General features: G+C 70.9%; 19 protein-coding genes, 1 other RNA gene and 1 pseudogene. 4 read left to right on the top strand and 17 right to left on the bottom strand.

Going from position 1 to position 22,829, the window contains the following annotated elements:
• Positions 1-222: 222 nt before the first annotated feature.
• Positions 223-837 (bottom strand): CGNR zinc finger domain-containing protein, encoded by a 615-nt coding sequence (locus QUY26_RS24520; RefSeq protein WP_436840396.1) that lies wholly within the window; start codon positions 835-837, stop codon positions 223-225.
• 166 nt (positions 838-1,003) lie between these two features.
• Here QUY26_RS24520 and QUY26_RS24515 point away from each other — a divergent pair, with 166 nt between their 5' ends.
• Complete coding sequence (locus QUY26_RS24515) at positions 1,004-1,603, top strand: anthrone oxygenase family protein (RefSeq protein WP_289950213.1); 600 nt, start codon at positions 1,004-1,006, stop codon at positions 1,601-1,603.
• Here QUY26_RS24515 and QUY26_RS24510 read toward each other — a convergent pair.
• The 3 genes from QUY26_RS24510 to QUY26_RS24500 form a co-directional block, all read right to left on the bottom strand.
• A complete protein-coding gene (locus QUY26_RS24510) occupies positions 1,555-2,694 on the bottom strand; it encodes a uroporphyrinogen-III synthase (protein ID WP_289950212.1) in 1,140 nt (379 codons plus the stop codon). The two genes, QUY26_RS24515 and QUY26_RS24510, sit on opposite strands and share 49 nt — an antisense overlap.
• 140 nt (positions 2,695-2,834) lie before the next feature.
• The gene (locus tag QUY26_RS24505; RefSeq protein WP_289950207.1) at positions 2,835-4,214 is read right to left on the bottom strand and encodes a nitrate/nitrite transporter; all 1,380 of its coding nucleotides are present in this window, start codon (positions 4,212-4,214) and stop codon (positions 2,835-2,837) included.
• A 156-nt stretch (positions 4,215-4,370) separates the two neighbouring features.
• The gene (locus tag QUY26_RS24500) at positions 4,371-5,339 is read right to left on the bottom strand and encodes a hypothetical protein (protein ID WP_289950206.1); all 969 of its coding nucleotides are present in this window, start codon (positions 5,337-5,339) and stop codon (positions 4,371-4,373) included.
• Positions 5,340-5,785: 446 nt separating this feature from the next.
• Between QUY26_RS24500 and QUY26_RS24490 the strand changes: the two genes are divergently transcribed.
• Positions 5,786-5,908 carry a hypothetical protein gene (locus QUY26_RS24490; protein ID WP_289950205.1) on the top strand — a complete coding sequence of 41 codons (123 nt, stop codon included), beginning with the start codon at positions 5,786-5,788 and terminating at the stop codon, positions 5,906-5,908.
• A gap of 25 nt (positions 5,909-5,933) precedes the next feature.
• Here the strand turns inward: QUY26_RS24490 and QUY26_RS24485 are convergent, their stop codons facing one another.
• The 4 genes from QUY26_RS24485 to QUY26_RS24470 form a co-directional block, all read right to left on the bottom strand.
• On the bottom strand, positions 5,934-6,647 hold the full coding sequence (locus QUY26_RS24485) for a hypothetical protein (protein ID WP_289950204.1): 714 nt from the start codon (positions 6,645-6,647) through the stop codon (positions 5,934-5,936).
• A 576-nt stretch (positions 6,648-7,223) separates the two neighbouring features.
• Positions 7,224-8,007 (bottom strand): IS5 family transposase gene (locus tag QUY26_RS24480; protein ID WP_436840517.1). Its coding sequence is split into 2 segments (ribosomal slippage): positions 7,224-7,674 and positions 7,673-8,007, totalling 786 coding nucleotides; the frame shifts between segments, so codons are not numbered across the junction.
• Positions 8,008-8,080: 73 nt separating this feature from the next.
• Entirely contained in the window at positions 8,081-9,124 is a 1,044-nt protein-coding gene (locus QUY26_RS24475; RefSeq protein ID WP_289950201.1) for a hypothetical protein, read from the bottom strand.
• Entirely contained in the window at positions 9,121-9,774 is a 654-nt protein-coding gene (locus tag QUY26_RS24470; protein WP_289950199.1) for a hypothetical protein, read from the bottom strand. Before QUY26_RS24470 ends, QUY26_RS24475 begins: the two co-directional genes overlap by 4 nt.
• A gap of 361 nt (positions 9,775-10,135) precedes the next feature.
• On the opposite strand from QUY26_RS24470, the pseudogene QUY26_RS41210 reads away from it, so the two are divergent.
• Positions 10,136-10,528: pseudogene (locus QUY26_RS41210) on the top strand (ATP-binding protein); the annotation flags it as partial.
• Between the two features lie 389 nt (positions 10,529-10,917).
• On the opposite strand, the gene QUY26_RS24460 reads toward QUY26_RS41210, so the two are convergent.
• The 4 genes from QUY26_RS24460 to QUY26_RS24445 all read right to left on the bottom strand — a co-directional run bounded on the left by QUY26_RS24460 (position 10,918) and on the right by QUY26_RS24445 (position 16,313).
• Positions 10,918-11,778, bottom strand: a complete 861-nt coding sequence (locus QUY26_RS24460) for a hypothetical protein (protein WP_289950196.1) — start codon at positions 11,776-11,778, stop codon at positions 10,918-10,920.
• A gap of 43 nt (positions 11,779-11,821) precedes the next feature.
• Positions 11,822-13,990, bottom strand: a complete 2,169-nt coding sequence (locus QUY26_RS24455; RefSeq protein WP_289950195.1) for a polysaccharide deacetylase family protein — start codon at positions 13,988-13,990, stop codon at positions 11,822-11,824.
• A 197-nt stretch (positions 13,991-14,187) separates the two neighbouring features.
• Positions 14,188-14,826, bottom strand: coding sequence for a hypothetical protein (locus QUY26_RS24450; protein WP_289950193.1), 639 nt, complete (start codon positions 14,824-14,826; stop codon positions 14,188-14,190).
• Between the two features lie 485 nt (positions 14,827-15,311).
• Positions 15,312-16,313, bottom strand: coding sequence for a LysR family transcriptional regulator (locus QUY26_RS24445; RefSeq protein ID WP_289950191.1), 1,002 nt, complete (start codon positions 16,311-16,313; stop codon positions 15,312-15,314).
• Between the two features lie 83 nt (positions 16,314-16,396).
• Between QUY26_RS24445 and QUY26_RS24440 the strand changes: the two genes are divergently transcribed.
• Positions 16,397-17,809 carry an MFS transporter gene (locus tag QUY26_RS24440; RefSeq protein ID WP_289950188.1) on the top strand — a complete coding sequence of 471 codons (1,413 nt, stop codon included), beginning with the start codon at positions 16,397-16,399 and terminating at the stop codon, positions 17,807-17,809.
• Here the strand turns inward: QUY26_RS24440 and dacB are convergent.
• The 5 genes from dacB to ftsX form a co-directional block, all read right to left on the bottom strand.
• The gene (gene dacB, locus QUY26_RS24435; protein WP_436840395.1) at positions 17,733-19,334 is read right to left on the bottom strand and encodes a D-alanyl-D-alanine carboxypeptidase/D-alanyl-D-alanine endopeptidase; all 1,602 of its coding nucleotides are present in this window, start codon (positions 19,332-19,334) and stop codon (positions 17,733-17,735) included. The genes QUY26_RS24440 and dacB overlap by 77 nt on opposite strands.
• 191 nt (positions 19,335-19,525) lie before the next feature.
• Positions 19,526-19,895, bottom strand: a transfer-messenger RNA (tmRNA) gene (gene ssrA / locus QUY26_RS24430).
• 135 nt (positions 19,896-20,030) lie between these two features.
• On the bottom strand, positions 20,031-20,552 hold the full coding sequence (gene smpB / locus QUY26_RS24425; protein WP_289950185.1) for an SsrA-binding protein SmpB: 522 nt from the start codon (positions 20,550-20,552) through the stop codon (positions 20,031-20,033).
• A gap of 18 nt (positions 20,553-20,570) precedes the next feature.
• Positions 20,571-21,779, bottom strand: coding sequence for a S41 family peptidase (locus tag QUY26_RS24420; RefSeq protein WP_289950183.1), 1,209 nt, complete (start codon positions 21,777-21,779; stop codon positions 20,571-20,573).
• A gap of 100 nt (positions 21,780-21,879) precedes the next feature.
• The gene (gene ftsX / locus QUY26_RS24415; protein ID WP_289950181.1) at positions 21,880-22,797 is read right to left on the bottom strand and encodes a permease-like cell division protein FtsX; all 918 of its coding nucleotides are present in this window, start codon (positions 22,795-22,797) and stop codon (positions 21,880-21,882) included.
• Between the last annotated feature and the right edge of the window lie 32 nt (positions 22,798-22,829).

The raw sequence follows: 22,829 nt of genomic DNA, 5'->3' as shown, positions 1-22,829 counted from the left end.
CTCCGCGTGGTCGGCCCTGTCGGCTGGTCACCCTGGACGTACGGACCGGGGGCCGCGTCCGTTCAACGGGAGGCGAGGAATTCCGGGCGGGGGCACGGGATGTCCCGGTGTGGGGGTGAAAGTTCCCGGTCCGAGCCAGGCGGGCGTCCCGCCGGGCGGTTCGGGCGGGCGTCCCGCCGGGCGGTTCGGGTGAGCGTCCCGCCGGGCGGTTCGGGTGAGCGGTCAGGCCCGCGCCAGCGCCGCGCGCCGCCGGTGCCTGGCCACCCGCTCCCGGTTGCCGCACACCTCGCTGGAGCACCAGCGGCGGCGGCGTCCGCGCGAGGTGTCCAGGTAGACGATGGCGCAGTTGTCGCCCGCGCACTGGCGCAGCAACGACCGGGCCACCGGGTCGGTGAGCAGTTCGACGGCGTCCCTGGCGACGGCGGCGAGCAGGGCCGTGCGGCCGGGGGCGCCGTGCAGGGCCCGGGTCAGGGTGCCGTCGGGGTGCCGGACGGCGCGCGGGGCGGGCGGGGCCGCGGCGGCGAGGGCGTTGACGCGGGCCAGCGCGGCGTCGGCGGGCCGTCCGGCCAGCTCGGCGCGGACCAGCTGGGCGATGTGGCCGCGCAGCTCCCGGAAGGCGGCGAGCCAGGTCACGTCGGCCCCGGGCAGCGGCGTGCCCTGCGGGATCAGGCCCGCGCCCGCCAGCCAGGCCCGCAGCCGCCTGACGTCGCCGATGCGCTCCACCGGGTGGGCGGTGGCGACGAGGTCGAGGCAGGGCCGGCCGGCGTCGAAGCGGAGTTCGTGGAACGTGGAGTGGTACGCAGGGGTCGCGGACTTGGTAGTCGCACCCAACACCATGCGCCTTTCACCGCCCTTGGGGTGTGCCGGTGAGTGCCGTACCCCTACAGTGCCCGCCCGTGGGCGCCACCGGAACCCCTGCCACCGGGGGTGCTGCAGACGCCCGCGTATGCCGCCGCGCTTCTGAACCATGGTCCGTGCCCGCACGGCGCGCTTGACTCGGGGCATGAGCGAAAACGTGGCGACAGCACGCAACACGACGGCGGCACGCGGCAGCCGCGGCACCGGACTCGTCCTGGGCGCCGCGACCGTGGCCATGGGCCTGATCTCCGGGACCTTCTACATCTTCGCGTGCGGCGTGATGCCGGGCCTCGCGCGCAGTTCGGACCGCGCGTACATCGAGGTCATGCAGGACGTCAACGCGGCGTTCGAGAACGCGGTGTTCTTCGCGAGCTTCATGGGCGCGCTGCTGCTCACGGGGGTCGCGGCCTGGATGCTGCGGCGCGGCCCGGTGCGCTGGTGGGTGCTCGCGGCGCTGCTCGCGTACTTCCTCACGTTCGTCCTCACGGTCACGGTGAACGTGCCCCTGAACGACGAGCTGGCGGACGCGGGCGACCCCGCGAAGATCGCCGATCCGGCCGCGGTGCGCGCGGACTTCGAGGACACGTGGGTGGCGTGGAACGTGGTGCGGGCACTCCTGAGCACCCTCGCCCTCGGGTTCCTCGTGCGGGCGCTCGTGGTGTTCGGGCGGGGGCGCGGGGACGGCGCGGGCGGGGCTCAGTCGGCGTACTTGGACCCGGCCGCCGGGTCGAGCGCGAGCCGGTAGCCGCGCTTGACGACGGTCTGGATGAGCTTCGGCGCGCCGAGCGCCGTCCGCAGCCGGGCCATCGCCGTCTCGACGGCGTGCTCGTCGCGGCCCGCGCCCGGCAGCGCCCGCAGGAGTTCGGCACGGGCCACGACCCAGCCGGGCCGCCGCACAAGGGCCCGCAGGAGCGCCATCCCGGCGGGCGGCACGGCCCGCAGCTCCCCGTCGACGACCACCGCGTGGCCGCGGATCTCCACCCGGTGCCCCGCGATCGGCAGCGACCTGGCCCGCCCCGGCAGCTCCTGGCAGAGCAGTTGGACGAGCGGGCCGAGCCGGAAGCGTTCGGGCTGCACGGTGTCCAGGCCGCGGCTCTGCAGCGGCAGCGCGGTGACCGGGCCGACGCAGGCGGGCAGCACGTCGTGGCGGAGCGCGGCGGTCAGCTCGGCCGCCATCCCCCGCTCCTCGGCCCGTGCGAACAGCGAGGCGGCGGCGGGCGCGGACGTGAAGGTCAGCGCGTCCAGGCCGCGGCTCACGGCGGCGTCGAGGAGCCGGTCGACCGGGGTGAGGTCGGCGGGCGGCAGCCAGCGGTAGACGGGGACGAGGACGACGTCGGCGCCGCCCGCGCGCAGGGCCTCCACGAAACCGGGCAGGGGCTCCCCGTGCAGTTGCAGGGCGATGCGCCGTCCGGCGACGCCTTCGCCGAGGAGCCGGTCGAGCACCTCCGCCATGGACTCCGAGGACGGCGACCAGTCCTCGGTGAGCCCCGCGGCCCGCACGGCGCCCTTCACCTTCGGCCCCCGGGCGAGCAGTTCGACGCCCCGCAGCCGTTCGAGCAGCGCCTCCCCGTGCCCCCAGCCGTCGGCGGCCTCGACCCAGCCGCGGAACCCGATGGCGGTGGTGGCGACCACCACGTCGGGGGCGTCGACGATCAGTTCCTTGGTCGCCGTGAGGAGTTCGCTGTCGTCCGCGAGCGGCACGATGCGCAGGGCGGGGGCGTGCAGGACGGTGGCGCCGCGCCGCTGGAGCAGGGCGCCCAGTTCGTCGGCGCGGCGGGCGGCGGTGACGCCGACGGTGAACCCGGAGAGGGGTCCGTGCCGCTGGTCGTCGTCCATCGTTTCCCTCCTCTCCCCGGCTGTCCGAGTCCCCGAGCCTGCCAACGCCGGGTGACGGTCGCGGATCACGCCGATGTCCGCCGTGTTACGTCGCTTCCCTGCGTACGTGACCTGTGGCTCGTCTCGCTCAGGCGTACGTCTCACACCTCGGCGTACACGCGCTGCGGCTCGCTGCCCGGCGTCGGCTCGGTCCGGGCGGCCGGTGCGGCGGGGCGGCGAAGGTATACGGCCCAGGTGACGGCGAAGCAGACCGCGTAGCAGAGGAGGAAGGCGACGAAGGCGCCCGTGCCCGTGCCCGCCGTCTGGAAGGACTGCCGGAAGGCGAGGTTGATCCCGAGGCCGCCGAGCGCGCCGACGGCCCCGATGAGCCCCATGGAGGCCCCGGAGAGCCGCCGTCCGTAGCGCGCGGCCTCCTCCCCCGCGAGCCCCGCGCGGACCGCCTTGGCGTGGAAGATCCCCGGGATCATCTTGTACGTGGAGCCGTTGCCGAGCCCGGTGAGCACGAAGAGGACCACGAACGCGCCGGTGAAGAGCGCGAGCGACTCCCGCACGGACGCGAGCACGACGACGCCCGTCGCCGCCGCCATCCCGACGAAGTTCCACAGCGTGATGCGGGCCCCGCCGAACCGGTCGGCGAGCCGTCCGCCGACGGGCCGGATCAGCGAGCCGAGCAGCGGTCCGAGGAAGGTGATCTGGGCGGCTTCCAGGGGCGTGCGCCCGAACTGCGTCTGCAGGACGAGCCCGAAGGCGAAGCTGTACCCGATGAACGACCCGAACGTCCCCACGTACAACAGGGACATGATCCAGGTGTGCGGGTCGCGCAGGGCCTCTCGGGCGGCCCCGGTGTCGTTCTTGACGGCCGCGATGTTGTCCATGAAGAGCGCGGCGCAGACGGCGGAGACCACGACGAGGGGGATATAGATCCCCAGGAGCAGCCGTGGCCCACCACTGGCCCCGATCACGGCGAGCGCCATGAGCTGGATGACCGGGACGCCGATGTTGCCGCCGCCGGCGTTGAGGCCGAGGGCCCAGCCCTTCTTCCGCAGCGGGAAGAAGGAGTTGATGTTGGTCATGGAGGAGGCGAAGTTGCCGCCGCCGACGCCGGTGAGCAGCGCGCACACCATGAAGGTCGAGTACGAGGTGCCGGGCTCCATGACGACGAAGGCCGCGACGGTCGGCAGCAGGAGCATCGAGGCGGCCACGACGGTCCAGTTGCGCCCGCCGAAGCGGGCCACGGCGAAGGTGTACGGGACCCGGACGACGGCGCCCACGAGGGTCGCCATCGACACCAGGAAGAACTTCCCCGCCGGGTCGATCCCGTACTCCGGCCCCATGAAGAGCACCATGACCGACCACAGGGTCCAGACGGAGAACCCGATGTGTTCGGACAGGATCGAGAAGACGAGGTTGCGCCGGGCGACGCGGGCTCCTTCCCGCTCCCAGAACTCCTCGTCCTCGGGATCCCACCGCGAAATCCACGACGACCCGCGCTGCTGCGTCCTGCTGCCCTCGGTACCCATCCCACGCCTCCCCGGCAAGCGGCTGATGATCCCGAAGGTAGGGACGGCGCGTTTCAGCCCTGTGCCGGTGAGTGACCGGCGGGGAACTTCGAACTCACGGTGGGGTGGGGTGGGGGGTGAGGCGCTGGCCCTCGGCCCCCTGGCGCTGGACCTGGGTCAGCCGAGACCCCCGGCCCACTTGAGGGTGTCGGAGCCGCCCTTGTCCCAGTCCATGACGACGGAGTCGCCGGAGCGGGACAGATCGGCGCCGATGAACTTCTCGTTGGTCCCGCTGCCGCACTTGAGGGCGAGCCGGAACTCGCCCCCGGCCCGGTCCTGCCCGAGGCCGGTGCACATGCCCACGCCGCCGGGGTCGAGGTAGGACACGATGTGCTTGCCCGCGGCCTGCCCGGTGGTCTGCTTGTCGGCGATGGTGAGGGTCTTCAGCTTCTCGTTCTGCCACTGCCCCTTGTACCCGGTGGCGGGCGCGGGCCCGTCGTCGTCATCACCGCCGATGCCGCCGCCCGGAGTGCTGGGTATCCCGGTGGTGGGTTCGGTGGACGGCAGGGACGGGGTCTCGTCACCCGCGTCCTCGGAGGGCCCGGCCGACTCGGCGGGCGCACCCGGCGTCACCTCGCCGGACGCGCTCTTGTCCGCCTGCGGCTTCTTGTTCTTGTCGTCCTTGTCGTCGTCACCGTCGCTGACGAGGAAGAAGGCGCCGCCTCCGATGACGAGCACGGCGGCCACGGCGACCGCGATGATCATGTTCCGCTTCTTCGTGTCACCGCCACCCGGGGGCGGCGGCGGGTAGGCGCCGAACTGGGGCTGCCCGTACGGGGGCTGCTGCCCGTACGGGGGCATGGCCTGGGTCTGGCCCTGGGAGTTCCCGTAGGGGTCCTGCGGCTGACCGTACGGGTCCTGGCTCTGGGGCTGGCCGTACGGTCCTGCGGGCGGGGCTCCGTGCGGGGCCGGGGGCGGGGCTCCGTGCGGGGCAGGGGGCTGCTGCGGATAGCCGTAGCCGGGCTGCCCCGGGGGCTGCGGCGGGGCGGCCGGCGGCTGGCCGGGGAAGGGGGGTGGGGGCTGGTTCGGCTGGGGCTGCGGGGCGCCGAATCCATCCTGGGGCGGCTGGCCGGGAGGCTGCGTCATAGCGGGTGAGCGTAATCGCCGGGGGGCGGGCGTCACATCCGTAAACCGAACGACTGCGTCACATCGCGGGGGCGGGCCCCTGGACCAAGGGCTTCCAGGAATGCCCGTCCCACCCCACCTGTCGAAGGGACCGAGACGACCCGCGCTCCGGCCTCGGACCCGCACCCGCACCTGGACCCGGACCCGCACCCGGAACCGGACCCGGCCCAGGAACTGGCCGCGTTCCTGCGCAGCAGGCGCGAACGCCTGGACCCCGACGACTTCGCCCTGCCCGCACGCCGACGGGCCCGGCGCGCCCCCGGCCTGCGCCGCGAGGAGGTCGCCGAGCTGGCCGGGGTCAGCACCGACTACCTCGTACGCCTGGCCCAGCAGCACCCCGGCGCCCCGGCGCCCCGGACGACGCCGATGACATCACGTACATCCGCGGCGGAATCAAGATCGCCCCGGTGACCGGCCCGGAGGTCCCCGTACGCCTACGCACCGTCCTGACCGGCAAGTCGACCGGCGGCGACATCGTGGCGCGCCCGCCACGCCGCACACCGGGGCAGTGGCTCCGTCGCAAGACCTGAGCCCGCGGGTCTCGACTCTCGGATCTCAGCTGTCACCGAGGAAGGCGTAGGCGAAGGCGAGACGGCGGTCCAGCCAATTCGCCTTGATCGTGAGTGTGGTGATGCTCTGGGAGACCATCACCAACTCGCCGCCGGACCACCACTCCAGCGTTCGGCTGGGGCTCTTGGAAGCACCTGAGTACGTACCCAGAGTGAGCACGGTTTCCACCGTTTCCGTCACGACTTTGAGCGCTGCCCGCTCAGCGAGGTGCTTGGCGCCGCCGCTCACCCATTCATGGCGTCCGACGATTTCCGGGTGCCCGGGCTGGTCCATGCGCCACGTGTGCTTGACCAGCTTGTTGGACGGGGGAATGCGGCGGACGGCTCCGATTTCCTCGCCCTGGGCGCCGTACACCCGATGGCAGCGCTCCCCGCCCTCCCGCTCCTCGACGACGAGGTAGCACAGCAGGCATTGCGATTCGGAATCCTCATACAAGCAGGCCTCCATCGCGGACGCCGGTGCGGCAGACGCCGTCCGGGCGACGTACGCACACGGGGCGAACACCTTCGATTCGCCCGCGCCCCCGGGAACGCGGATCGCTCGCGGGCCGCGTGCAGGAAGAGGACGCTCCTTCGTGACCGGACGCTCCACCGTGCCGATCGTGAACGTCCGCACCCCGGCCCACTCGACAGCCGGTACGGGCTCCTCTTCGACCGGCTCGGGGCCTCGTCTCCGCGCCCCGCCCCTCCCGAACATCATGTCTTCTCTCCTCCGGCAGAGCCGCCCCGTGTCATTTCGGGAAGGACTGCTCGTACATAAGGGCAGGAATCTTGGGCGCACATGCATCCGTAGCGCCTATGAGCTCTTCCGGGCGGAGCCGCCACCAGCTGATGGGGCGGCTCGTGAGAAGGAGTTCGTACTCGACGTGCGGGGCAACGCGCTCGGCCTGCAGCGGTGTCATCTCGCTGTTCGGCCCCGGGAGGCCGGGAGCGCCGGGCCGGCGGCGGACTCCGATGCAGTCGAGTCCTTGGCCAGTTGTGCGCAGCCGCCACACGACCAGCGCTGTGATGTCTTCCCACGACACAAAGGCCGTGTGCTTCTCGTACTGAGCGATCCTCCGCCGGGGAGCGCGCCATCACCATCCACTCGAAACGCCGTCAGCCGCTTCCATCCCACGCCGGCAAGCAGCTGAAGCGGAGTGCGCGTGGAGTGCTCTTCGTAGACCGCCGAGCCTTCATCAGTCATGTGGCCTCGCTACCCCTTCGCCAAGACGACCGCCCCGGCACACGCGCAGCCGGGGCGGCTCATGAGGTCACTCATGCCTTAGACGTCATTTCATTTGGCGATTCTGCGATGGCATATGAGGGTTGCCGCGATGGCGGTGAAGGCGAGGAAGTGCTCGGGCTTGCGTTCGTATCGGCGGTGGAGTCGGCGGCAGCCCGACAGCCAGGACACCGTCCGTTCCACGACCCAGCGGTGCCGACCCAGGCGCTGGGAAGACTCAGTGCCCTTGCGTGCGATGCGGTGGGTGATCTGCCGTAAAGAGAGCCAGCGTCGCAGGTGGGGGTAGTCGTACCCCTTGTCGCCGTGGAGCTTGGCGGGCCGCCGACGCCTGGGGCCGCGGCGGGAGCGGACGGGCGGGATACCGCGGACCAGCGGGATGAGGGCCTGGCTGTCGTGGAGGTTGGCGGCGGAGATTCCGAGCGAGAGAGGCAGGCCGTGACGGTCGACGATCAGGTGGATTTTCGATCCGCTCTTGCCGCGGTCGGTCGGATTCGGTCCCGTCAGCCGCCCCTTTGAGGGCGCGGACGCTGACTGAGTCGATCGCACAGCGCGACCAGTCCAGCTCACCGCGGGAGCCGAGCTCATCGAGGACAAGGCGATGGAGCTTGGCCCACACCCTCGCCTCGGACCACTCGGTGAACCGGCGGAAAGCGGTCACTCCCGAAGGGCCGAAGCCCGGCGGCAGTTGGTTCCACGTGCAGCCCGAGGTGGCGACGAAGATGATCGCGGCCAGCACCTCCCGGTCCCCATGCCGACGGCGACCGCCGCCCTGCGGACGCTCCGGCGCCGGCGGCACCACCCGCTCGAACAGCTCCCACAGATCATCTGGAGCCATTCGCTCAACAAGCGAAGAAGTCACCGTCCCAGGCTGCCGCAAGATCACACCAAACGAAATGGCGTCTTAGTCATCAACGGTTGATGGACTGGATCTCCTTGACGACGACGTTCTGGTCGGCGCCGAACTCACCGTCGGGCAGCGGGTGATTACCCGGTTCGGTCGTGCTCGTCCAGCTGACCTTCCAGGTGATGGTGGCCTTCAGGTCGTACGACCCGTCGCCGGACGACCGCAGGTACTTCACGCCGCACGGGGGCGTCTTCTTCGCGTTGCCCTTGGCGTAGGGCTCGCCGATGCGTCCGTCCTTGCCGATCTTGCACACGCCACCGGCCGGGTACGTCTCGGCGTCCTTCGTTCCGGGCTCGATCCGCAGCGACTCGGGGGTGGCGGTCGTCGTGGCCGACAGGTTCGTGTGGGGCAGGGTCGCCGTCACCGAGAGCTTCTTGAACTTGGCCTTGTCGAGCCACGCCCACGTGGGGAGGTTGACCTTCGTCTCGCCCTCGGGCGCGAGGGTGACCTTGGTGCTGGGGATCTCAAGTGCGTCGTAGGCGTATTCCGCGAGAACCTTCGGGCTGACGGCGAGAGGCTCGCCGGAGTCCTCGCCCTCATCGACCCAGAACGGCTGCCTGTTGCAGGCGTTCGCCGCGGGGTCGTCCGGACGCTCGGGGTTCTTCACCGCCGCCCAGAACATCCCCTTGCCCTGCTTGTCCAGGTTGTAGTCCTTGTACGGCTTGCCGTCCTTGTAGCGGCTGTCCAGCACGTCGCCCACGAAGTCACCGATCCCGCCGAGGAATGGCAGGTCGAGCCCGCGCCACATCTTGACCTGCGCCTCGATCTCCTTCGGCGAGAAGGCGGGCTCGTACCAGCAGGCGGGCGGCGTCCAGTCGTGGTCGCCCGCGGTGAGCGTGCCGGTCTTGCCCTGTCTGTTGGTCCCGTTGCCCGACGTGGTCACCCGGGTCTCGGCGTAGATGACACCACCCTTCATGTCACCCTTGCCGCTGCCCTCGACGGGCTTGCCACCGCCCTTGCCGCCGCTCGCCTGCGCGACGCCGGGCACGGCCACCAGGGACAGCCCGGCCATCGGAGCCACGACGTACCGTACGAACCGCTGCGTCACCTGCACTGCTTCGCCGCCTCGATGGATGTGACCGATGTCGTCTGCCAGACGCCCTTGGCGTTCTTCTCCAGCCTGGTGTTGAAGAACGTGTAGTCCTTGTCCGAGGCCGGAATGGACCGGTCGACCTTCTTGGTCTTCCGGTTCATGGGATAGGTCTTGCTCGAGTCCATGCAGTAGGTCACCGCGGCGGTTCCCTTCTTCAGGATGGTGACGTTGCGGTTGTAGTAGCGCGACGTACCTACGAAGGACCTGTCCTCGTCATAGAAGCTCTTGATGTACGTCGCCGCCGACACCAGTGCCTCACCCGACGAATAGAACTTCAGCGCCGGGTGCTCCTTCGCGTCGACGGTGACCGCCTCGTCCAGCGAGTTGATGCGGCGCTCGCTGTCCGCGAGGACCGCGTCCTTTTCCGGCTCTCCGGTCTCCCCGCCCTCGAACACGTTCTTCACGCCTTTGGGCAGCTTGATCTCCGGACGTTCGATCGCGTCCTCGGAACCCTTCGGGGACGGCGACTTCGTCTCGCTGTTCCCGGCACCCTCGATCTTGTCGTCACTCTTGGAGTCGCCGTCTCCGCCACCGCAGGCGGAGAGCGACAGAGCCGCGGCAGTCGTCAGCGCGGCCACCGCGAGCAAGGCAGGTCGGCGGTTCACAGTCAGCTCCCGATGGGACGTGGGTTCAGTAGAGGTCAGTGGGTTCACTTGAGTGAACCCACGCTATCCAGGGGCACTGCGCGAAGCGAGAGTGAGGTTTACCCAGCACGGGGACAGATATGGGCATATCGAAGCTCTGTGCGGGACGTTGTTGCCGAACAGTCGCACAACGCAGAGCGATGATTACCGGCCTGTGTCGGTCGGGGCCTTGCTCTTTACGCCCCGCGCGTACGGGGCTGCGCGCCGGGCGGCGCCCCCCACCCACCGCCCCCGTACGCCGTAGTTTCTGCCAGCGCAGGCGGCCGCCGATGAGGGTCGTGATCCAGGGCTGGAGGTGCTGGAAACGCTCGACGCCCGCCCCGCCCAGGCCCGCGGCCACCTTGCCGTCCGCCAGGGCGCGCACGTCCGCTTCGCCAAGACCAGCCGCATCCTCGCCGGCGGCCACGCGGACCGCACCTGGGAGAAACGGATCCGCGAACTCGTCCGCCCCGACGTCCTCATCCTCGACGACTTCGCCATGCGACAGCTGTCCGCGGCCCAGGCCGACGACCTCTACGAATTCGTCTCCGAGCGGCAGGGACGCTCACTGATCATCACCAGCAACCGGGCGCCCAGCGACTGGTATCCCCTCTTCCCCAACCCCGTCGTCGCCGAGTCCCTCCTGGACCGGCTCATCAACACCAGCCATCAGGTGATCATGAACGGCCCCAGCTACCGCCCCAACAAGCGACCCAGGACTCCTGCTGCCCATCCGTCGACCAGCTGGGACAGGTCGCTCGCGGCATATGAGAAGGTCATCCGCATGGCCGAGTCCTGGATCTTCAGCGACGGCACCGTCCCAGCGTCGCCCGCAGCGGCGCTGGCGGTGCTTCGGGAGCGAATCGATGCCGGGCAGCTGGAAACATGGCTGACCAGTTCTCATGGTCGCTCTCTGGCCGTCATCATCGACAGATAGAAGACGCCAGCACCTGGGGAATTACGTGACCGCAGCCGTGGGGAATTACGCGATCGTCCACACGCTTCATCCCCCTAAGGCACTTTTGCTGCCGCACGGCCGCCCTGTAGCCGTAAGCCGTATCCACTGTGCACGCGTCTTGTGTTTGCGCGTCTCTCGGTGACTCAACTGTCGCGCGGAGGTTACGCTCAACTGTCGCGCAGAAGTGCGTACGCGAACGCAAGACGGCGGTCGAGCCACGCCGCCCGGATCAGGAACCGGTGGTGGCCCTCGGACGTCATCACCAGCTCGCCGTCGGCCTTCCATTCGAGGACACGCGACTTCGCGGGCTGGTCACCACCGTCAGCGCCCATGTCGGCCACAGCCTGAAGGGCGCCGAGCAGCAACTTACCGGTGCCTCGCTGGACGATCTCCTTGGGACCGCCCTTGGCCCACTCCGCACTGTTCGTGATTTCAGGGTGGCCAGGCTGTTCAATGCGCCAGGTCGGTTTCAGTGCGTGCTTGAGCGGAGAGATGCGCCGAATCGTTCCGATGAGTTCGCCTTGCCCGCAACGCACGGGATAACGACGTTCGCCTTTTACGTCCTCAGGGCTGTCGAGAGAACACAGCAGTTGTCGGCCCTCGGCGTCCTCGTACAGGCGCAGGGCAGCGTCCGGCGCCGAGGCGGACGGCGCCTCCGGCGGCACGTAGGCACAGGGAGCCAAGACACGTTGCGCCCCCGAACCGTGCGGGACTCTGATGGCACGAAGCCCGAGAACGGGACTCTTGCGCTGCCCACCGGCGGGCCGCTCCTCGTTGCCGATGGCGAATTCCCACACATCAGCCCACGGGACGGATGGCACGGGAGGGTCACTGACCTGCCTGTTCTTGCCAAACACCAGCCCTGTCTCCGCAGTCGACGAGTAACCGAGCAATCGAGTAATCGAGCAAGACTCATGTGACCATAACGGCTGTCGGCTGAAAACCGGCGCTGGGTTCCAGCCACCGGCGAACAGCAGGCACAGGGCCGCCGCGCTGAACAGCCACAGGGGCGGCAGGAGGCGGCGCACGCGACCCCCGGTCACCGACCAGGACGGGCGGCGGTCGGATACGTCATGCCACTGGGCTCCGCTCCACGCCGCCGCCCGCCCGCGCCCGCGGGGACGACGAGACCGGCGCCGCCCCCACCGCGCCCGTCCGCCGCAGCTTCTGCCACCGCAGCCGCCCCCCGGTCAGCGCCGTGATCCAGGACTGCAGCAGCACCACGTACATCAACTGCCGATAGAGGATCTGCTGGACGGGCAGCGAGACGAGGTGGGTCATCGGCTCGCGGTCGAGGTGGAAGGCGTACGCCGCGCACACCGCCTGGACGGCGAGCACGCCGAGCCAGGCCGCGGCGGTCTGCTGGGTGGGGCCGAAGACGAGGCCGTAGAGGAGGAAGACGTCGATCAGGGGGGCGAGGAGTGGGGCCAGGACCATGAACAACGACACCAAGGGCAGGCCCACGCGGCCGAACCGGCCCGACGGGCCGCGTTCGACCGCCGCGCTCCGGTGCTTCCAGATCGCCTGCATCGTGCCGTACGACCACCGGTAGCGCTGGGACCACAGCTGCCGCACGGTCTCCGGCGCCTCGGTCCACGCGCGCGCCCGCTCCGCGTACACGACCCGCCAGCCGTCGCGGTGCAGCGCCATCGTGACGTCGGTGTCCTCGGCGAGCGTGTCGTCGCTCATGCCGCCGACGCGCTCCAGAGCGGTGCGCCGGAAGGCGCCCACCGCGCCGGGGATGGTCGGCATGCAGCGCAGCACGTCGTACATGCGGCGGTCGAGGTTGAAGCCCATCACGTACTCGATGTGCTGCCAGGACCCGATGAGGGAGTTCCTGTTGCCCACCTTGGCGTTGCCGGCGACGGCGCCCACGCGCGGGTCGGCGAACGGCTGGACCAGTTCGCGCACGGTGGCCGCCTCGAAGACCGTGTCGCCGTCCATCATGACGACGAGGTCGTGCCGGGCGTTGGCCAGACCTCGGTTGAGGGCGGCGGGCTTGCCCGCGTTGTGCTGCCGTACGACGCGTACGTTCGGCAGGCCGAGGCCCTCGACCGTGCGGGCCGTGCCGTCCGTGGAGCCGTCGTCGATGACGATGACCTCGATGGGGTGGTCACTGGCCGTGAGGGAGCGGACGGTGTTCTCAATGCACTTGGCCTCGTTGTACGCGGGCACGAGGACCGAGACCGGCTCCGTCACCGGTCCCCCGGACCTGCGGGAATCACTTCCGCGGGAATCGCCCCAGCGGAAGCCGCGCCTACGGACCCGCCGGGCGTGCACCGCAGACAGGAGCAGCATCAGGCCGAAGCGGGCGATGACCAGGACGCCGACCACGGCCAGGCCGATGACCAGGACGTCGGTGGTGTGTTCCGCCGCGCCGACGAGGAGCACCCAGGCCTTGCCGCGCCACAGCTCGAAGCCCTCCACGCGCGCGTGCGCGCCGGTCGTGCCCGCTCCCAGGGCCTCGGTGAGGTTGGTGAACTCGTAGCCCTGCTGGGTGAGTCGGGGGATGAGGCGGTCGAGCGCGGCGACGGTCTGGGAGCGGTCGCCGCCCGAGTCGTGCATCAGGACGACGGCGCCCTTGCCGTCGGCGGGCGTGGCGCGGCGGGCGATCTCGTCGGCGCCGGGGCGCTTCCAGTCCTCGCTGTCGGTGTCGGTGACCACCGTGAGGTAGCCGCGGCTGCCGATGTGCCGGGCGACCGGCCAGGAGTTGTTGTCCATGGCGTCGGCGAAGGACGAGTACGGCGGCCGGAACAGGGACGTACGGATGCCCGCCGCGCCCGCGAGCGCCAGCTGGCTCTGCGACAGCTCCCGGTCGACGCGGTCCTTCGACTGGTAGGACAGGTCCGGGTGGTTGAAGGTGTGCAGGCCCACCTCGTGGCCCTCGTCGACCATGCGGCGCACCAGGTCGGGGTGGCGCGAGGCCATCGTGCCGGTGACGAAGAAGACGGCGTGCGCGTCGTGTTCGGCCAGTACGTCGAGGACCTTGGGGGTCCACTTCGGGTCGGGACCGTCGTCGAAGGTCAGCACCACGCGGTGGTCGGGGACGCTCAGCGACTGGGTCCGCCCGTCGCGCGTGTCGATGACCGGGCCGCCCTGAAGGATCTCCTTCGGCACCTGGTCCGTGGCCGCCGGGGGCCGCACCCGGTGGTCGGCCTGGATCTCGCTGTGGACGTAACCGCGCAGCATCAGCATCGCGCTCAGGGCCACGAGGAGGAGTGCGGGCAGGAGGTAGCGCATCGGGAGGCGGGGGCGCAGGTGCGGGCGCGCGGGGGTGCGTCCGCGCCCGCGCCCGCGGTGGCGCGCGGGGCCTCGCCCTTCTCCGGGGGCGGAAGCGGGAGTGGGAGCAGGAGTGGAAGCGGGAGTGGGAGTGGAGGCTGAAGCGGGGGCAGGGGCTGCGGCCCCGTCGGCCGACCCGGGCCCGCCGGAGCGGAAGTTCATGGTCGTACGCCCCCTGGAGCCGCGTCCCCCTGGCCCCGCCCGTCGGACACGGTCCGCGCCTCGGACCCCGCGTCCGTTCCCGCGCCACCGCCGTCCTCGGCGTCGCCGCCACTGCCGCCGCCGTCCGGCGTCCGCGCGGGCGGGGCCGCGGGCGAGCCGGTCTCCCCGGTGGGACCGGGGCCCGGGTCCGCGCCGGGAGGCGTGGCGTCGTCGCCGGGCGCCGTCGAGCCGTTCGTGCCACCGCCCCCGGTCGGCTGCAGGCCGGGCTCGCCGCCGCTTTCGGGCGCCCGTGCCCCCGAGGAACCCTCGGACCCGCCCGCCGCTTCGCCGTCCCGCGACGACGGTATGGAGCGCCCCGACCCACCGCCCGCCCCCGGCGCCCCGTCCTCACCGGCCCGCGAGTCCATGGACGTACCCGTGGAATCAGAAGCGGAACCAGAATCAGAAGCGGAACCAGAAGCGGAATCGGAAGGCGACTTCGGCTCGGCATCACCGGATGCGGGCGCCGTCGGCCCGGCAGCCGACTCCGTCGGCAGCTCAGGGGTGTCGACCTGGCTCGCGGGCTGCTCGTCCTTGGGGTCGGGCACCGGCAGCCAGGGCGCGCTTGAGTTGCCCGAGACGAGCGTGCCGGCCATGACCACGGCGTACCCCGCACAGAGAAGGCCGACGACCGCGCCTATCCGGCGATACCGTCTGCTCCTGCGACCCGTCTCGTCGACGAACACCGGTGTATCAGCCACGCTCCGGGTGTCCGAAAACCCCTGCATGACGCGGGTGCCACCCGTCGTCGAGCCGCCGCGCTCCCCCGCCAGGCACCGGCCGACGCCGTCGATCTGGACGGTGACCTCATTCGGGTCGTGCGTCGGCGCGGGCAGCCCGCCCGACCACTCCGGCAGTCCGCCATCGGGCCCGAAATGACCTTCGGTGGGCCTCGATGAGCCGTTTTCTCGCCAGTTCTCCATGCGTACGCACACCCCCCACGGGTCATGATGCGGGCGCGTACGACTCGCCGGGCACTCGTCGTCCGGACCGGGCCCCCACCCGATCCAGGCGCCCCCCTCTATCACATCGCACCCGGAAGCCGAATGTAGCGCACCCCGGTGACAACCGTGGTTTTACGTCAGTCCTGAATCATCATGATGAGTGCATCGGTGGCCGGAATCCATCCTTCCGCTGGTCGGTTGAGCCAGTCTTCCTCCGCCGCGAGTTCGGCCGCGGCACGGCGGAGCGCGTCAAGACCGGGGTGGCGCAGACCCCGGCGCCACACGAGCGACACCGGCGACAGCGGTACGGGGTCGACCAGCGGCCGCAGCACACAGCCGGGCAGCTCGGGGAAGCCGACGACGGCGAGCACGGGGTTCCGGTGCTTCGCCATGATCCGCGCGAACTCCTCGGGGCCGACGGCGAGCGGGGCGGGCGGTGCGATCTCGATGCCTCGGCCGTCGAAGAGGCGGCGGGCCAGGTCGGTCCACTCCGGGGTGCGTTCGTTGCCCGCGCCCGCGTAGACGCGCTCCCCCGCGAGCCGGTCGAGCGGCACCGCGTCGAGCTCCGTCAGTGGGTGGTCGACGGGGAGCAGCACCGCCATCGGCTCGTACCGCACGGGCTGTTGGTCGAGTCCGGCGCGTACGGTCTCGGGCAGTCCGGCGAAGCGGCCGAACGACGCGTCGAGACGCCCCGCCGCGATCTCGGCGGCGGCGCCGGTCAGACCGCTCTCGAAGCGGGCCATCAGCTCGCACTGCGGCGCCAGTTCCCGGGCCCGGTCCAGGATCCGGCCGAAGACCAGGCCGGGGCTGTTGAGGTCGACGAGCAGCGGCCGGGGCGCCCTGGTCACGCCGCCGCGCGCGAAGGCGGCCGCCAGTTCGTCGTGCGCCGCGAGGACCCGCCGCGCGTACGGCAGCAGCCGCTCGCCGTCGGCCGTCAGCGTCACCTGTCGCGTCGACCGCGTGAACAGGTCCGCCGCCAGCTCCCGTTCGAGCCGCCGCACGTCCCGGCTCAGGGCCTGCTGGGCCACGTACAGGCGAGCGGCGGCCCGAGTGAAGTGCAGTTCCTCGGCCACGGCGAGGAAGGCGCGCAGGAGGCGGGGGTCCACGTCACGGGGGGCGGCGGGCGGCGGTCCGGTCATCTCGCGAATTTACAACGCAGGCGCGTGAATCGCCCCCCAGAAGGTGTTGGACCACACCCGCGCGCGGCAGCGAGGCTCAAGCAATGCCAGAGGCCCCCGCCGACTTCCCCACCACGTCCACCACGCCCACCACGCCCACCACGCCTGTCGTGCCCACAACTTCTGCCACACCCACCCCACCCAAGACACCCGCCACCCCGGAGCCCTCCTCGCCCGCCACCCCGCCGCAACACCCCCCACGCGCGCGTACCCGCCGCCCCCGCAACCCCTACGCCCGTCTCTTCGCGATACCCGGCGCCACCGCCTTCACCGTCGGCAACCTCATCGCCCGGCTGCCCATGGGCATGTTCAGCGTGAGCGCCGTCATCATGATCGCGGGGGCCCGCGACTCCTACGCCCTCGCGGGTGCCGTCACCGCGACCGGGCTCGCCGCGACCGCGGTCGTGGCGCCCTGGACGGCCCGCATGGTCGACCGGTACGGGCAGGCGCGGATCGCCGTGCCCGCCACGGCCCTCGCCGTGCTCGGCTCGCTGTCGCTGCTCCTGTGCGTGCGCTTCGGGGCGCCCGACTGGACGCTGTTCGCCTCGTACGCGGCGACGGCCACGACCCCGAACACCGGGGGCATGTCGCGGGCGCGCTGGTCGCATCTGCTGCGGGGCGAGCCGGACGCGCTGCACACCGCCAACTCCTTCGAGCAGGCGGCGGACGAGCTGTGCTTCATGCTCGGCCCGGTGCTCGCGGCGTTCCTGTGCGGGGCGCTCTTCCCGCAGGCGGGCACCCTCGTGGGCGCCGTCCTGCTGCTGACCGGCGTCCTGCTCTTCGCCGCGCAGCGCACGACGGAGCCCCCGGTCCGAAAGCGCGCGGCCGGGACGCCGAGGGCCAAGTCGCCGCTGCGCACCCGCGGGATGCCCGCTCTCCTGGTCGTGTTCCTCGCGACCGGAGCCGTCTTCGGCGCCATGGAGGTCGCGACCATCGCGTACGCGGACGAGCGGGGCCACAAGGCGGCCGCGGGCGTCGTCCTGGCCCTGCAGGCCGCGGGCTCGTGCGTGGCGGGGCTCGTCTACGGAGCGCTGCGGCCGAGCGGCTCCCCGGACCGGCGGCACGTCCTGTGCGGGGTGGCGATGGCGGTCCTGATGGCGCTGCCGCTGCTCGCCGTGACGGCGACGGGTTCGCTCGTCGTGCTCGCCGGGGCGCTCCTGGTGGCCGGGATGGCGACCGCGCCGACGATGGTGACGGGCATGACGCTGGTGCAGCGGTACGCCCCCGAGGGCCAGTTGAACGAGGCCATGACGCTCGCCGTGACCGGTCTCCTCGGGGGCATCGCGGGCGGCGCGGCGGCCGGTGGCTGGACGGCGGAGCACATGGGCCCCGCCGCCGCCTATGCCGTGCCGGTCGCCGCGGCGCTGTGCGCGCTGCTTCTCAGCACCGCGCGGGCTTGCGCCACGAGCACTCGACCTCGCCGCTCCGGTCGCCCGCGCGCTCCGTACGGGGCCTGACCAGGACGGCCTTGTCCTCGTCGGACTTGGCGAGGGTGACGACGATCGCGTCCTCCAGGGCCTTGACCGACGAGGGCAGGTAGTTGTTGAGGACGATGCTGAACACCAGCTCGCGGCCGCCGGCGTCGGTCACGTACCCGGAGAGCGCGGACGCCCCGGTCAGCGACCCGGTCTTGGCGTGCGCGTTGAGCGCCGCGGGCGTCCCGCACATACGCGTGCGCAACGTACCGCCGTCGAGCTTGTCCGGGTCGCACGCCACCGGCAGGGACCGGTACCAGTCGGCGAACCACGGCTCGCCCTTGGCCGAGCGGAGCAGCTCGATGAACTGGTCGGCGGCGACGTTGTTCTTGCGGGACAGCCCGGATCCGTCGACCTGGCGCAGCTTGCCCGGGTCGACGCCGGCGGTCTTCAGGTAGCCGCTGATCGCCGCGATGCCGTCGCTCCAGTTGCCGGGCCGCCCGGTCGCCTTGTGTCCCATGGCCTTCGTCAGGGACTCGGCGTGCATGTTGTTGGACAGCTTCATGAACGGGATCAGCAGGTCCCTGAGTTCCATGGAGTCGTGCGAGGCCAGCTCGCGCGCCCCCGCCGGGGTCGCGATCCCGGCCCGGGTCGGTCCGCTCACCTTCACGCCGTGGGCGGCCAGCGCGTCCCGGAAGATCGCGGCGGCGTACCGGGTCGGCTCCCAGACGGTGATCCACTCCTTGGTGGTGGAGCCGCCGACGGGGACGTTGCCGGTGACGGTGATCGTGTTCTTGCCGTGCTGCCGCTCGACGGCGATGGTGTCGCTGCCGCCCGCCGCGACCGTCTTGGCGCGCAGATCGATGTCTACGTAGTCGGTCTTCGGGGTGACGGTGACGCGCGGCTTGTCCCCGGCTGCGGCGCCGGGCGCCACCTCGACGATGACGGTGCCCGTGTCGTAGTCGGTGTCGGGGGCGACGCTCAGCGCGGAGATCTGCGCGGCGTAGTACGAGGACTCGTCGTCGGCGCCCCAGGTGTCGCCCTGGCGCCGGTCGTCGAAGCGGGTGTCGTCGGCGACGAGCCGCCCGGAGACGCGCTTGATGCCCTTGGCGGCGATGTCCGCGGCGAGCTTGTCGTAGTCCTTCGCGAGCGTCGTCGGGTCGCCGGTGCCGCGCAGGTACAGGTCGCCCTTGAGGACGGGCCCGTGCCGGTCGCCCGCGGCGAGCACGTCGGTGCGGAAGCGGTGGTCGGGTCCGAGCAGTTCCAGGGCGGCGGCGGAGGTCAGCATCTTGGTGTTGGACGCGGGCATGAGGCGCCCGCTGGGCAGGTGCTGGTAGAGGGTCTTGCCGGTCTCGGCGTCGGCGACCACGACGCTGGCGGCGCCGCCCTCCATCCGGGGGTCGCTGAGGATGGTGTCGATGGCTTCGGGCAGCCCGCTCCGGTCGGAGTCCGCTCCGGCCGGGGCAGTGAGGGGGCTGAAAGAGAGCGTGGCCACGGCGAGGCCGAGCACTCCGGGCCAGATCCAGTGGCGCATGCGGTGGTTGACGCGTCTCACGGGTCTTCTCATGACCCTGGAGCATCCCCGAAGCCACCGCGCGGCGACAGACCCCACACCGGTCACGTATGCCGCGTGGCCCAGCCGCACCCACGACGAGGGGGTGCGGGTGGCGAAGCCCCCGCAACGCGCGGCACAGCCACGCAGAAACGACGAAGGCGACGTGGCCCGCGCTGTTCGCGGGCACACGTCGCCTGTCGACTTCGTGGAGATGGCGGGAATCGAACCCGCGTCCAACGGTGCGGAACCAGGGCTTCTCCGTGTGCAGTCCACTGCGATTTTCTCGGCCCCGGAGATCTCGTGGACAAGTCTCCGACGGGCTCAGTCACTGTTTGATTTCCTCCTGGACCCCGTGACCGGGTCTAGAAGTTTAGTTCCCTAGCTGATGCCAGGATCCGGGTCGGGAACAGCCCCGGGCTGACACTTCGCAAGTCGCTACTTAGGCAGCGAGGGCGAAGGAATCGCGCTTGGTGTTGGCGATTATTGGTTGCGACATATGGTTAACGAGATCATTGCCGCTTCCTCGACACGCTTCCCCTGCTTCGACATCCGCTGTCGAAACCGATCATCCCCATGTTGATTTTTCAAACCCTCCGAGGAGGGGGCGCCCCGTCACCTGCGGGGCATGAACCATCGTACGTGACCAACGCTGACCCGTGCCAGCCCATTCCGCGGCCGTGGAGCAGCCGGTCCCGTACCTGAGCCCGGCTATCCGATCCCCTGCCGCCGCCTGGCCGCCGAGATCGCCCGGTTCGTCTCGCGGGTGTCCTGCTTCTCGCGCAGCGTCTGCCGCTTGTCGTACTCCTTCTTGCCCTTGGCGAGCGCGATCTCGACCTTGACCCGGCTGTCCTTGAAGTACAGGGCGAGGGGCACGATCGTGTGGCCCGTCTCCTGGGACTTCGACTCCAGCTTGTCGATCTCGGCGCGGTGCAGCAGCAGCTTGCGCTTGCGCGTGGCGGAGTGGTTGGTCCAGGTGCCCTGCACGTACTCGGGGACGTGGATGTTGTGCAGCCACGCCTCGCCGTGGTCGATGTGCACGAATCCGTCCACCAGGGAGGCCCGGCCGAGGCGCAGGGACTTGACCTCGGTGCCCGTCAGGACCAGGCCGCACTCGTAGGTGTCCAGGATGTGGTAGTCGTGCCGCGCCTTCTTGTTCTGCGCGATCATCTTCCGGGCGGGGGCCTTCTCGTTGGCCTTGGCGGCCTTGCGCTTTACCTTTTCCTTCGCCATAGTCCCGCCATTTTCGCACTACGAGGGGGGCCCGAGGCCAGTCAATACTTTCTCGGCCCGCTCCTGGGCACCGGCCTCGACCTCCAGGTCAGGCGTGATGCCCCGGCCGTCGACCGCCTTCCCCGAGGGGGTGCGGTAGTGCCCGACGGTCAGCTCGGCGACGGAGCCGTCCGGCAGCCTGCTCGGCTGCTGCACCGAGCCCTTGCCGAACGTCCTGGAGCCCACGACGACCGCGCGGCCGCGGTCCTGGAGGGCCCCGGTGAGCAGTTCGGCCGCGCTCATCGTGCCGCCGTCGACGAGCGCGACCACGGGTCTGGTGGTGTCCCCGCCCTGCTCGGCGTGGAGCGCGCGCTGCTTGCCCCGGACGTCGTACGTCGCGACGAGGCCGCCGTCCAGGACCGCGGAGGAAGCCGTGGCGGCCTCGGAGACCAGGCCGCCGGAGTTGCCGCGCAGGTCCAGGAGGATCCCGGCGCCCGCGGGGGCCTCGCGCACCGCCTTCCGCACGGCCTCGCCGGAGCCCTTCGTGAAGGCCGCGACCTTGATCATCACGGCGCCGCCGGGGAGCCGGGTGACGGTCACGGAGTCCGTGGAGAGGCGGGCGCGGCGCAGGGTCTCGGTCCACGCGCGGGTGCCGCGCTCGAGGCCGAGGGTGACGGGGGTGTTCGCGCGGGTGCCGCGCAGCAGGGACACGACGTCGGTGACGGGGCGGCCGGTGACGTCCTTGCCGTCGATGGCGGTGAGCTTGTCGCCCTCGCGGATGCCGGCCCGGTCGGCGGGCCCCCCGCGCTGCACCCGGGACACCTCGATCCTGCCGTCGGCCTCACGCCGGGCCCACAGGCCGACGCCGGTGTAGGCGCCGCCGAGGGACTGCTCGAACTCGCGGTACTCCCCCTGGGAGTAGACCGACGCCCAGCGGTCGCCGCTGCGGCTGACCACGTCCTCGGCGGCCTTCTTGCCGGACTTGCCGTCGGCCATCGCCTCGGCGGCGGCGTCGGCGGCCTCGTCGGCGGGGTCCCGGTCGGCGGGATCGACAGGGCCGGAGCCCCGCGCGTCCCGGGTGGCGGAGATCGAGCGGGTCGAGGGAGCTGCCTGGTTCCGGCCTTCCTCCGCGCCCTCGGACCAGGATCCGGTGGCCGCTCCGGTGGCGAGGACGCTCGCGAAGACCAACGTCAGGGCCGCCCCGCGGCGGATACGGCGGGGCTCGGCGTGCCAATCAAGGCCTGACATGTCGGTGAGTCTAGGACAACGACGTGCGCCGTACGGCCGGTTGACCGCACGGCGCACGAGGCACTCCTCACACTCAAAGGCGCGCGAGATACCTGCTGTCTCACACCTTCAGGTACTTGCGCAGGGCGAAGAAAGCGGCAAGGGCCGGCATCAACAGGCCGATGGCCAGCACCAGCGGCAGCTTCGCGAGCACCGCGTCCCAGCCGATGAAGTTGATCAGGTTGAGCTTCTCGGACAGCTCCAGGCCGTGGTCGATGATGAAGTAGCGGCCGAGGAGCAGGAATCCGCACGCGAGCGCGCCGCCGATCAGTCCGGCGACCGCCGCCTCCAGGATGAACGGCATCTGGATGTAGAAGCTGGACGCGCCGACGAGCCGCATGATCCCGGTTTCACGGCGACGGCTGAACGCCGATACGCGCACCGTGTTGACGATCAGCATCAGCGCGACGACGAGCATCAGCGCCATCACCGCGAGCGCCGCCCAGTTCATGCCGTTGAGCAGCTCGAAGAGGTTGTCGAGGACGCCCTTCTGGTCCTCCACGGACTGCACGCCGTCCCTTCCGGAGAAGGCGGTCGCGACCACCTGGTACTTCTCCGGGTCCTTCAGCTTGATGCGGTACGACTCCTGCATCTGGTCCGGCGTCAGCGAGCTGGACAGCGGGGAGTCGCCGAACTGCTCCTTGTAGTGCTTGTACGCCTGGTCCGCCGTCTCGTGCTGGACCGTGTCGACGACCGGCATCTTCTTCAGGTCGGTGAGGATCCGGTCCTTCTGCTCGTTCGTGACGGCGCCCTTGGCGCACTTGGGGTCCTGCTCGGCGTCCGCCTTGTTGCACAGGAAGATCGAGACGTTGACCTTGTCGTACCAGTAGCCCTTCATCGTGCTCACCTGGTCGCGCATGAGCAGCGAGCCGCCGAAGAGGGCGAGCGAGAGCGCTACGGAGACGACGACCGCGAAGGTCATCGTGAGATTGCGGCGGAGACCGACGCCGATCTCCGACAGGACGAACTGGGCGCGCATGGCGGCCTTTCAATGGATCAGGGGGAGCGGTA

Origin of the sequence: Streptomyces flavofungini, assembly GCF_030388665.1 — a bacterium.
In the GTDB taxonomy this organism is placed as follows: Bacteria; Actinomycetota; Actinomycetes; order Streptomycetales; family Streptomycetaceae; genus Streptomyces; species Streptomyces flavofungini_A.
This window is presented reverse-complemented; position numbering and strand designations above follow the sequence as displayed.